Below are 11,497 nucleotides of genomic sequence, written 5' to 3'. Positions count from 1 at the left end.
CCTACCATACCCGGACTCGGCCGCGCTGTCTCCTGCAGGATCGGAACGACGGCGCCGCCTCTCGATCGATCCAACGACCTTCAGACCATGTGCAGGAATATCCGGACGCTGTTCAATTTCAATCCGCCGGCCACCGAGTTCGAGATCCGCGATGCCTCGCTGCAGTTCGTCCGCAAGCTGAGCGGTTTCAATGTCCCGTCAAAGGCAAACCAGGCGGCCTTCGACCGCGCGGTGCAGCAGGTGGCCGACGCCGCACGTGAGCTGATCGACGAACTGGTGACGAGTGCCGAACCGCGCAACCGTGAGGTTGAGGCGGCGCGGGCGAAGGCGCGTTCGCTGGCGCGTTTCAGCGCGCCGCGCTAGGCGATCAGATCACCACTTCGATCAGGCTGGGCCCGGGCGCCGCCAGCGCCCGCGACAGGCATTTGGCCAGCCCGTCGAGGTCATCGGCGCGTTGCCCGTCGACGCCATGGCCACGCGCCAGCGACACCCAGTCGAGGGCCGGGCGATCGAGGCTCAGCATGTCGTCGGCCTTGCGCCCGGGGGTGCCGGCGCCGACATTGGCCAGTTCGCCCTGCAGGATGCGGTAGCGGCGGTTCGCGAAGACCAGCACCTTCACATTGAGGCTTTCGCGCGCCATTGTCCACAAGGCCTGCAGCGTGTACATCGCGCTGCCGTCGCCTTCCAGCGCGATCACCGTGCGCTCGGGTGCTGCGATTGCGGCGCCGGTGGCCGCCGGCAGGCCCCAGCCGATCGAACCACCGACGATGTTCAGCCAGTCGTGCGGCGCGGCCGCGCTCATCGCCGGATTGAAGCCACGCCCGGTCGTGATCGATTCGTCGACGACGATTGCATGCTCCGGCAGCAGCGCAGCGAGTACCGCGGCAATGCCTTCGGGTGTGATCGCGCCGCTCGGCAGGCCCGGCCGATCGAGCCGCGCGAGGTGGGCTGGCCGCGTCGACGTTGCGCCGAGGTGCTCGGCCAGTGCCTGCAGCGCGGCGAGCTGCTCGTCACCGGACGCGGCGAGTGTCGTCACCTGGCAGCCGGGCGCGGTCAACACGCCCGGTTTGCCGGGGTAGGCAAAAAATGCAACCGGCACGCGGGCGCCGACCAGCACCAGCTCGCCGACATCCTTCAGCATCGCCAGCGCCGGATCGACCGCATACGGGATCCGTTCGGTCGTTACCCGACCGGCACCGCGCTGCAGCCTTGCCAGCGCATATTCGGACAGGATGCGGCAACCGGTTTTTGCGGCAATCCGTCCGGCCAGCAGCAGCGCTTCCTCGCGCACCGCGATATCGCCGAGCAGCAGCGCGGCCGGGTGGCCGCGGGTCAGCGCGCGGGCCGCATCGGCGACCGAGGCCGTTTCGGGGGCGCGGCGTGCCGCCGGCGCTTCCGCTTGAGCGACCGCGGCGCCGTCGTTCCATGCGGTATCGGCCGGCAGCACCAGCGTCGCGATGCGCCCCGGCGGCTGCCGCGCCTCGGTGATCGCGGCGGCGCCATCGCGTGCGACATCGGCGGCGCTGTGTGATGTCCTGACCCAGTGCGACATCGGCGTCGCGATCGCCTCGATGTCGGTGGTCAGCGGCGCATTGCATTCGAGATGGTACGAAGCATGTTCGCCGACGATGTTGACGATGCCGGAGCCGGCCTTCTTCGCGTTGTGCAGATTGGCCAGACCATTCGCCAGCCCCGGGCCGAGGTGCAGCAGCGTCGATGCCGGCTTGTCGGCGATCCGGTAATAACCATCGGCCGCACCGGCGACGACACCTTCGAACAGGCCGAGCACGCAGCGCATGCCGTCGATGCGGTCGAGCGCCGAGACGAAGTGCATCTCAGACGTGCCGGGGTTCGTGAAGCAGACGTCGACGCCGTTCGCGACCAGTGTCTTGACCAGGCTGTCGGCGCCGTTGCCGTTGCGGCTTTCAGGATTCATGGCTCGGAGGTCCAGGAGCAAAAGCCCAGTTTCGCACGCTGCGACGCGGCGGCTGGGCGGGGAGGGCAGGGAGGGCGGCGCCATGGCGCCGCGCCTCTGCGGAGAATCAGGCAAGGCCGGCCGCGACGACGTGTCGACCGCTGGCCGGCACTGGCCATTTCGCTTATTTGCCGGCCAGGCCGAGCTTCTCGATCATCACCTTGTCCTTGACGAACTGAGCGGCAGCCCATTTCGCATATTCGTCACCTGTGCGGTACCAGCTGGCCTGGTTCAGCTGCTCGAGCACCTCCAGGTGCTTGGGATCTTCCATCGCCTTCTTGAAGGCGTCGTGCAGCGTCTTGACCACCGCCGGGTCCATGCCCTTCGGTCCGACCAGACCATAAGGCGACTGCGACACGACGCCGTAGCCGAGTTCCTTCGCGGTCGGCACATTCGGCCAGCGCTTGGTGCGCTGTTCGCCGAAAGTCAGCAGCAGGCGCATCTGGCCGCCGTCGACGAACTTGTCCCAGCCGGTCGCATCGCTCTGCGCCATCACGTGGCCGCCGAGCAGTGCCTGCTGCAGGTCGGCATTGCCCTTGAACGGGATGTGGTTCAGCTGCACCTTGGCCTGATCCGACAGCTCTTCCATCAGCAGATGCGGGCTGGTGCCGTTGCCGGTCGAGCCGTAGTCGATCTTGCCGGGTGCCTTGCGTGCCGCCTCGATGTAGTCGTTGAAGGTCTTGTACGGCGAGTCGGCGCGCACCGTGAAGCCGAAGGTATAGCCGGAGACGCCGATGATGTAGGTGAAGTCGGTCAGCGGGTTCCACTGCGTCTTCTGCATGTGCGGCAGGCGCAGCATGCCCATCGGGAACTGGGTGATCGTGTAGCCGTCGGGCTTCGCGGTCAGGCCCATCTGGCCCGGGCCGAGCGTGCCGCCGGCGCCCGGCTTGTTTTCGATGATGACGTTCTGGCCGAGGTGCTTGCCGGCGATTTCGGCCAGCGTGCGCATGTGGCGGTCGGTCGAGCCGCCGGCCGGCCACGGCACGATCAGCGTGATCGGCTTGGTCGGAAAACTCTGGCTGTGGGCCGCCAGCGGTGCCAGCAGCGCCGCTGCGCAGCCGGCCAGCAGAACGCGGCGTGAAAAGGTCTTGTTGCTCATCACTATCTCCTGGTGGCCCGACGGGCCGGGTTGAAAAAATTCTTTGCAGACCGCCGTCAGCGGGACGCGGCAGCGGCCTGATTCTCCTGCTCCTGCAATTCGCGCCACATCACCTTGCCGGTGCCGGACTTCGGCAGCGAATCGACGATCTTCACGATGCGCGGGCTCTTGTAGGCGGCCATGTGTTCATGGGCCCAGTCGATGATCTGCTGCTCGCTGACCTGATGCCCTTCGCGCAGTACGACGAGTGCCTTCACCGTCTCGCCGCGCCGCTCGTCGGCCGCTGCGATGACGCAGGCCTCCTGGATCGCCGGGTGCCGGTACATCAGCGCCTCGACTTCTGCTGGCCAGACCTTGTAGCCCGACGCATTGATCATCCGCTTCAGGCGGTCGGTCATGAAGAAATAGCCGTCTTCGTCGACGAAGGCGAGGTCACCGGTGCGCAGGAAGCGCTTGCCGTCGATCTCGATGAAGCTGGACTTCGTCGCCTCGGGGTTGTTCCAGTAAGCCGTCATCACCTGCGGCCCGTTGACGACGACTTCGCCGCTCTCGCCGGTCGGCAACTCACGCAGCGTGTCGGGATCGATGACGCGCGCATCGACGTCGAACAGCGGGATGCCGAGGCATTGCGGCTTCGGCCGGTGGGGCGGGTTCAGGTGCGTCGCGGCCATCGTCTCGGACATGCCGTAACCCTCGACATAGGGCAGTCCGACCAGGTCCTGCAGCCGCCGCGCCACCGCCTCGGGCATTGCCGCGCCGCCGCCGCGGATTACCTGCAGGCTCGACAGGTCGCGGCTCGACAGGTCCGGCAGGGCGAGGAAATCGACCAGCATCGCGGTGATCGTCTGCCAGGTGGTGACGCCATGGCGCTCGATGCACATTGCCGCGGCCTCGCGGTCCCAGCGCGGCAGGATGACGACCGTCGCACCGATGTACATCGGGCCGTTCATGCTGCCCGACATGCCGGTGACGTGGAAAAACGGCAGCGCCGACAGATACACCGCATCCTGGGTGCGCGAGAACCAGGCGGTGCCACCGACCAGCGTGCTCATCACGCTGCGGTGGGTGTGCACGCAGCCCTTCGGCGCGCCGGTCGTGCCCGAGGTATAGGGCATCACGCAGGGGTCGTCGGGGCCGGCCGTCAGCGGGCCGGGTTGCAGTTTGCTGGCCAGCGCATCGCGCCATGCGGTCACACCCGGCATTTGCGGCACCTCGCGCGCTGCGGCGACGAAGTCCGGCACCCGCAGGTCGGTCGGCGCCGTCAGATGGTCGCTGTAGGTCGCGACCACACAGTGCTGCAGACCGCCGCCGCTCGCCGGACGCAGCAGCGGCAACAACTGCGGCAACAAGTCCTGTGCGACGAAGGCCGTCGTCGCCGAACAATCGTCGATGTAGTGACGCAGCTCGTCGGTGCGGTTCATCGGATTGACCGGCACCACCACCGCATTGGCGCGCAGGATCGCGTAGAAGGCAAGCACCCATTGCGGGCTGTTCTGCATGCACAGCAGCACGCGGTCGCCGGCCTTGATGCCGCATTCCTGCTGCAGGAATCCGGCCAGTTGCTCGGCTTCGCTCTTGAACTCCGCGAAGCTGATCGCCGTGTCGTAGAAGACGATGAAGGGCTTGTCCGGATAACGCGCCGCCGAGACCTCGGCATTGTGGAAGACGTTGGTCTGCGGCAGCGTCAGATGACGGGGAACCAGCGGCGGCCAATGCCGGAAGTGCGGTCGGATGGATGTGGCCATGACGGTCTCCGGGATGGGGCTGGTCGCGCCGCTCAGGACGAGAATGCGGCGATGCCGGTGATCGCGCGGCCGAGAATCAGCGCATGCACGTCGTGGGTTCCTTCGTAGGTGTTGACCACCTCGAGATTGACCAGATGCCGGGCGACGCCGAATTCGTCGGAGATGCCGTTGCCGCCCATCATGTCGCGCGCCAGGCGGGCGATGTCGAGCGACTTGCCGCAGGAGTTGCGCTTGACGATCGATGTCAGTTCGACCGCGGCCGAGCCTTCCTCGCGCATCCGGCCGAGCCGCAGGCAGCCCTGCAGCCCGAGCGTGATCTCGGTCAGCATGTCGGCCAGCTTCTTCTGCACCAGCTGGTTCGCGGCCAGCGGCCGGCCGAACTGCTTGCGGTCGAGCACATACTGCCGGGCGCGCTGGTAGCAGTCCTCGGCGGCGCCGAGTGCGCCCCAGGCGATGCCGTAGCGGGCGCTGTTCAGGCAGGTGAACGGGCCTTTCAGGCCGCGCACTTCGGGGAAGGCGTTTTCCTCCGGACAGAAGACGTTGTCCATCACGACCTCGCCGGTGATGCTCGCGCACAGCCCGACCTTGCCTTCGATCACCGGTGCCGACAAACCCTTCGCGCCCTTGTCGAGCACGAAGCCGCGGATCTGGCCTTCGTCGTCCTTGGCCCAGATCACGAATACATCGGCGATCGGCGAATTGCTGATCCACATCTTGTTGCCGGTCAGGCTGTAGCCGCCGGCCACCTTGCGGGCGCGCGTGACCATGCTGCCTGGGTCGGAGCCATGGTCGGGTTCGGTCAGGCCGAAGCAGCCGATCCATTCGCCGGTGGCGAGCTTCGGCAGGTATTTCTGCTTCGTCGCCTCGTTGCCGAATTCGAAGATCGGCACCATCACCAGCGAAGACTGCACGCTCATCATCGAGCGGTAGCCCGAGTCGACACGCTCGACCTCGCGCGCGATCAGGCCGTAGGCGACGTAATTCAGCCCCGGGCCGCCGTATTGCTCCGGAATGGTCGGGCCAAGCAGGCCGAGGTCCCCCATCTCGCGGAAGATCGACGGGTCGGTGCTGTGGTTGCGGAAGGCCTGGATCACGCGCGGCGCAAGCCGGTCCTGGCAATAGGCGGCGGCGGCTTCGCGCACCATGCGCTCTTCGTCGGTCAGTTGCGCATCGAGCAGAAACGGGTCTTCCCAGTTGAAGCGGGCTTTGGTGTTGGATGTCATCTCGGTCTCCTGATGTGGTTTGCGTGTTGCAGTGTGCGCTTCAAAGCGCCGCAACGAGTTCGGGCACCGCATTGAACAGGTCGGCCTCGAGCCCGTAGTCGGCGACGCTGAAGATCGGCGCTTCGGCGTCCTTGTTGATCGCGACGATCACCTTGCTGTCCTTCATGCCGGCCAGGTGCTGGATCGCGCCGGAAATCCCGCAGGCGATGTACAGCTCCGGCGCGACGATCTTGCCGGTCTGGCCGACCTGCCAGTCGTTCGGCGCATAACCGGCATCGACCGCTGCGCGGCTGGCGCCGAGCGCAGCGCCGAGCTTGTCGGCCAGCGGCGTCAGCACCTCGTCGAATTTTTCGCTGCTGCCCATCGCGCGGCCACCGGAGACGATGATCTTCGCGGCGGTCAGTTCGGGTCGGTCGCTCTTCGCGATCTCGGCGCCGACAAAACTCGACAGCCCCGAATCACCGGCCGCATCGACCTGCTCGACGCTCGCCGAGCCGCCGCTTGCCGCAGCTGCATCGAAGCCGGTCGTACGCACCGTGATCACCTTGATCGGATCGATGCTCTGCACCGTTGCGATTGCATTGCCGGCATAGATCGGCCGGTCGAAAGTATCTTCCGATTCGACCCGGATGATGTCCGAGACCTGGCCGACGTCGAGCAGCGCGGCAACCCGTGGCGCGACATTCTTGCCGGCGGCCGTCGCCGGGAACAGGATGTGCGTGTAGTTCTTCGCCACCGCCATCACCTGCGCGGCGACGTTTTCGGCCAGGCCGTGCGCCAGCTGCTCGCCGTCGGCATGCAGCACCTTGCTGACGCCGGCGATCTGCGCCGCGGCCGTCGCGGCGTCGCCGGCATTCGAGCCGGCGACCAGCACGTGCACTTCCTTGCCGCACTCGACGGCGGCGGTGACGGTATTCAGCGTCGATCCCTTGATCGACTGGTTGTCGTGTTCGGCTACTACGAGAGCGGTCATGTCGGTTTTCCTGTCAATTGGCGCATGGTTTTCTGTGGGAGGGGCTTCAGCCCCGATTCGGGTTGGTGGCATGGCCGCCAATCGGGGCTGAAGCCCCTCCCACAAATTCGGTCGAGGTCAGATCACCTTCGCTTCGTTCTTCAGCTTGTCGACCAGCGTCGCGACATCGGGCACCTTGATGCCGGCGCTGCGCTTCGGCGGCTCGCTGACCTTCAGCGTCTTCAGGTGGCTCTTGATGTCCACACCCAGATCGGCCGGCTTGATGTTCTCGAGCGGCTTCTTCTTCGCCTTCATGATGTTCGGCAGCGTCACATAACGCGGCTCGTTCAGCCGCAGGTCGGTGGTCACCACCGCCGGCAGCTTGATCTTCACGGTTTCCAGGCCGCCGTCGATCTCGCGGGTGACGCTGGCATGGCCGTCGGCGACCTCGATCTTCGATGCGAACGTCGCCTGCGGCAGCCCGGCCAGCGCGGCGAGCATCTGCCCGGTCTGGTTGGCATCGTCGTCGATCGCCTGCTTGCCGAGGATCACCAACTCGGGCTTTTCCTTGTCGACCAGCGCCTTCAGCAGCTTGGCCACCGCCAGCGGCTGCAATTCCTCGGTCGTCTCGACCAGGATCGCCCGGTCGGCGCCGATCGCCATCGCGGTGCGCAGCGTCTCCTGGCACTGCGTGACGCCGCACGACACCGCGATCACCTCGGTCGCGACACCCTTTTCGCGCAGGCGGACCGCCTCCTCGATCGCGATCTCGTCGAACGGGTTCATGCTCATCTTGACGTTGGCGATGTCGACACCGCTGCCGTCGCTCTTGACGCGTACCTTGACGTTGTAGTCGACGACCCGCTTGACGGGAACCAGTATCTTCATGATGAATCCTTTCAGTCGTTGCGTCCGAGCGCGATGAATCGTGCCAGGTGGTGGTCTTCGTCGCCGAGTTGATGATCGATCATCACTAGGCGCTTCGCATAATGCGGCAGCGGCAGTTCCCAGGTCATGCCGATGCCGCCGTGCAGCTGCACGCACTCCTCGGCAACCAGTGCGCCGATGCGACCGATCGTCAGCTTGGCCGCGGACAATGCGCGTTCGCGGGTCGTGCGGTCGGCGTCGATGGCGGCGGCAGCGTTGATCACCGCCGATCGGGCCTGCTCGATTTCCAGCAGCAGGTCGGCCATGCGGTGCTGCAGCGCCTGGAAGTTGCCGATGGCCACGCCGAACTGCTTGCGGGTGCGCAGGTAGTCGAGCGTGGCGTCCTTGGCCACATCCATCGCACCGACGGCCTCGGCGCACAAGGCCAGCACGCCCTTGCCGATGCTGTATTCGATCGTCGCGCCGGCCTCGCCTTCGGAACCGATCAGCGCATCGGCGCCGAGCGTGACGCCTTGCAGCGTGAGTTCCGCAGCGCGGCCGCCGTCGATGGTCGGATAACCGCGCAGCGACACGCCGGCCGTGCCGGCCGGCAGCAGGAACAGCGAGATGCCGGCAGCGTCGTCGACCGCGCCGGAGGTGCGGGCCGACACCACGAAAAAGTCCGCCTGCTCGGCATGCTGGACCACGGCCTTGACGCCATCGAGCCGCCACTGCCCGTCGACCAGATTTGCCTTCGTCTGCACATGGTCGAGCGCATGGTGTGCTTCGGGTTCACCGTGTGCGAATGCCGCGATCTGCGTGCCGCCGATCACGTCGGCCAGCAATTCCTTCTGCTGCGGGCTGCCGGCGAAGGCGATCGCGCTGCCGGCGAGCATCGTGCCGAGGAAGGGTTCGACGACCAGGCCGCGGCCGAGCGCCTCGAACACCACCGCGATATCGAATCCGCCGCCTGCGAAGCCGCCGTCTTCCTCGCTGAACAACGCGCCGATCACGCCGAGCTCGGCGAACTGGCGCCACAGATCGGCGCTGCATCCTTCAGGCGAGCGGGCGATCCGGTCGCGGGTCTCGAAACCATATTGCTTGGCGACGAAGCGGTTCAGGCTGTCGGCCAGCATGCGGCGGTCATCGGTGTGCTGGAAGTTCATGCTGTTCTCCTCTTCACAGCCCGAGGATCATCTTCGAGATGATGTTCCTCTGGATTTCGTTGGAGCCGCCGAAGATCGACAGCTTGCGGTTGTTGAAATACTGCGTCGCAGCGCTGGCCGCCTCGGCCGGGCCCACCGCGTCGCCGTCGAAGCCATCTTCCAGTGCCTCGGCGATAAAGGGCTGTGCATAAGGCCCCATCGCACGGCGCAGCAGCGACGAGATTTCCTGCCGGATCTCGGTGCCGCGGATCTTCAGCATCGAACTTTCCGCCCCCGGTACACCACCGCCGGCGACCGCCGCGATGACACGCAGATTCGTCGTCTTCATGTTCTCGAGCTCGATCTCGACGCGCGCCATCCGCGCTGCGAAATACGGATCCTCGGACAGCGGCCGGCCATTCTTCTTCACCTTGGCCGCCGCCTTCTTCAGCCTCTCGAACGCGGCCACCGAAAAGCCGACGCCGGCGATGTTGGTGCGCTCGTAGGTCAGCAGGTATTTGGCACAGGTCCAGCCCATGTTCTCCTCGCCGACCAGATTCTCGGCCGGCACCCGCACATCGGTGAAGAAGACCTCGTTGACCTCATGCTCGCCGTCGAGCGTGATGATCGGCCGCACCTCGACGCCGGGCGAATTCATGTCGACCAGCAGGAAGCTGATGCCCTGCTGCTTCTTCGCCTCGCGGTTGGTGCGAACCAGGCAGAAGATCATGTTGGCGTGCTGGCCGAGCGTGGTCCAGGTCTTCTGGCCATTGACGAGGTAGTGCTCGCCTTGCGCGTCGCTGCCGCGCACCGCGGTGGTCTTCACCGAGGCGAGGTCGGAGCCGGCACCCGGCTCCGAGTAGCCCTGGCACCACCAGTCGGAGCCGTCGAGAATGCGCGGCAGCCAATACTGTTTCTGTTCCTCGTTGCCGTATTTGATCAGCACCGGGCCGAGCATGTTGACGCCGAACGGCACGATGCGCGGCGCAAACGCGAGGGCACATTCGTTCTCGAAGATGAATTTCTGCACCGCGCTCCAGCCGGGGCCGCCGTACTGCTCGGGCCAGTGATTGGCCAGCCAGCCGCGCTCGTTCAGGATGGCGTGCCATTCCTCCATGTCGGCCTTCGCGAGGTGCTTGCCGTTGCGCACCTTGTCGGCAAGCCGCTGCGGCAAGTTGGCGGCCAGGAACTCGCGCACCTCGGTGCGAAAGGCTTCTTCTTCACGGCTGAAGTTCAGGTCCATGCTGCGGCTCCTCAATAGATCTCGAACAGGCCGGCAGCGCCCATGCCACCGGCAATGCACATCGTCACGACGGCATATTTCGCGCCGCGGCGGCGCCCTTCGATCAGCACATGGCCGGCCAGCCGCGAACCGGTCATGCCGAACGGATGGCCGATCGAGATCGCTCCGCCGTTGACGTTGAGCCGCTCATCCGGAATGCCCAGGCGCTGCTGGCAGTAGATGGCCTGTGATGCAAAGGCCTCGTTCAGCTCCCACAGACCGATGTCGTCGACCTTCAGGCCATGTCGGGCCAGCAGCTTCGGCACCGCGAAGACCGGACCGATGCCCATTTCGTCGGGCTCGCAGCCGGCGACCGCCATGCCGCGGAAGGCGCCGAGAGGTTTCAGTCCGAGCCGTTCGGCCTCGGCCGCCTCGACCATCACGCAGGCCGATGCGCCGTCGGACAGCTGCGAGGCATTGCCGGCGGTGACGTACTTGTCGGCTCCGTTGACCGGCTGCAGCTTGGCCAGCGCCTCGTAGGTCGTGCCGCGGCGGTTGCAGGTGTCGACGTCGACCGTTGCGCTGCGCGTCGTCACTGCCTTGGTTTCCTTGTCGGTCACCGCCATCGTCGTCGTCACCGAGACGATCTCGTCGCGGTAGCGTCCTGCTTCCTGCGCGGCCTCGGTCTTGCGCTGGCTTTCGGCCGAGAAGCGGTCCTGCGCTTCTCGGCTGATGCCGTAGCGCGAGGCGACGATGTCGGCGGTCTCGATCATCGACAGATACAGCTCGGGCTTGTGTTCGACGATCCACGGGTCGAGCGTGATGTCGCCACCGTCGGCGGCGCTGCGGCCACGGATCTGCGAGATGCTTTCGACACCACCGGCAATCATCGCCGGCGCGCCGTCGACGACGATGCGCCCGGCGGCGATCGCGATCGCCTGCAGGCCGGAGGCGCAGAAGCGGTTCACCGTCGTGCCGGCGATGCTGATCGGCAGCCCGGCGCGGACGATCGCCTGGCGGGCGACGTTGCGGCCGGTCGTGCCTTCCGGATAACCGCAGCCGAGGATCGCATCCTCGATCAGTGCCGGGTCGATGCCCGAACGCTCAACCGCGGCTTTCACCGCAAACGCGGCCAGCGTCGGGCCCGGGGTGATGTTGAATTCGCCACGGTGCGCCTTGGTCAGCGGGGTACGGGCGGTCGAGACGATCACGGCTTCGCGCATCGCGAATCTCCTGGTTGAAAGTGAGGTCCGGCGACCCGCCTGTCTG

Annotated in this window: 10 protein-coding genes; 1 reads left to right on the top strand and 9 read right to left on the bottom strand. The window is 66.2% G+C overall.

The window, feature by feature from the left end; genetic code table 11:
- The first annotated feature begins 87 nt into the window (after positions 1 to 87).
- The gene (locus ACNH6H_RS01670; protein ID WP_418315077.1) at positions 88 to 363 is read left to right on the top strand and encodes a DUF2277 domain-containing protein; all 276 of its coding nucleotides are present in this window, start codon (positions 88 to 90) and stop codon (positions 361 to 363) included.
- A 4-nt stretch (positions 364 to 367) separates the two neighbouring features.
- Here ACNH6H_RS01670 and ACNH6H_RS01665 read toward each other — a convergent pair whose 3' ends face one another.
- The 9 genes from ACNH6H_RS01665 to ACNH6H_RS01625 form a co-directional block, all read right to left on the bottom strand.
- Positions 368 to 1,936, bottom strand: a complete 1,569-nt coding sequence (locus ACNH6H_RS01665; protein ID WP_418315076.1) for an acetolactate synthase large subunit — start codon at positions 1,934 to 1,936, stop codon at positions 368 to 370.
- A 163-nt stretch (positions 1,937 to 2,099) separates the two neighbouring features.
- Positions 2,100 to 3,074: a tripartite tricarboxylate transporter substrate binding protein gene (locus ACNH6H_RS01660; protein WP_418315074.1), complete on the bottom strand. Its 975-nt coding sequence runs from the start codon at positions 3,072 to 3,074 to the stop codon at positions 2,100 to 2,102.
- Between the two features lie 56 nt (positions 3,075 to 3,130).
- Positions 3,131 to 4,819 carry a long-chain fatty acid--CoA ligase gene (locus ACNH6H_RS01655; RefSeq protein ID WP_418315072.1) on the bottom strand — a complete coding sequence of 563 codons (1,689 nt, stop codon included), beginning with the start codon at positions 4,817 to 4,819 and terminating at the stop codon, positions 3,131 to 3,133.
- 32 nt (positions 4,820 to 4,851) lie between these two features.
- Positions 4,852 to 6,042 (bottom strand): acyl-CoA dehydrogenase, encoded by a 1,191-nt coding sequence (locus tag ACNH6H_RS01650; protein WP_418315070.1) that lies wholly within the window; start codon positions 6,040 to 6,042, stop codon positions 4,852 to 4,854.
- Between the two features lie 40 nt (positions 6,043 to 6,082).
- A complete protein-coding gene (locus ACNH6H_RS01645; RefSeq protein WP_418315068.1) occupies positions 6,083 to 7,015 on the bottom strand; it encodes an electron transfer flavoprotein subunit alpha/FixB family protein in 933 nt (310 codons plus the stop codon).
- Positions 7,016 to 7,132: 117 nt separating this feature from the next.
- Positions 7,133 to 7,882 carry an electron transfer flavoprotein subunit beta/FixA family protein gene (locus ACNH6H_RS01640; RefSeq protein WP_418315066.1) on the bottom strand — a complete coding sequence of 250 codons (750 nt, stop codon included), beginning with the start codon at positions 7,880 to 7,882 and terminating at the stop codon, positions 7,133 to 7,135.
- A gap of 11 nt (positions 7,883 to 7,893) precedes the next feature.
- Positions 7,894 to 9,027 carry an acyl-CoA dehydrogenase family protein gene (locus tag ACNH6H_RS01635; protein ID WP_418315064.1) on the bottom strand — a complete coding sequence of 378 codons (1,134 nt, stop codon included), beginning with the start codon at positions 9,025 to 9,027 and terminating at the stop codon, positions 7,894 to 7,896.
- Between the two features lie 13 nt (positions 9,028 to 9,040).
- Positions 9,041 to 10,249: an acyl-CoA dehydrogenase family protein gene (locus tag ACNH6H_RS01630; protein WP_418315063.1), complete on the bottom strand. Its 1,209-nt coding sequence runs from the start codon at positions 10,247 to 10,249 to the stop codon at positions 9,041 to 9,043.
- Positions 10,250 to 10,260: 11 nt separating this feature from the next.
- On the bottom strand, positions 10,261 to 11,451 hold the full coding sequence (locus tag ACNH6H_RS01625; RefSeq protein ID WP_418315061.1) for an acetyl-CoA C-acyltransferase: 1,191 nt from the start codon (positions 11,449 to 11,451) through the stop codon (positions 10,261 to 10,263).
- Positions 11,452 to 11,497: the final 46 nt, after the last annotated feature.

The organism is Pseudideonella sakaiensis (genome assembly GCF_048320135.1).
In the GTDB taxonomy this organism is placed as follows: Bacteria; Pseudomonadota; Gammaproteobacteria; order Burkholderiales; family Burkholderiaceae_C; genus Ideonella_A; species Ideonella_A sakaiensis_A.
This window is presented reverse-complemented; position numbering and strand designations above follow the sequence as displayed.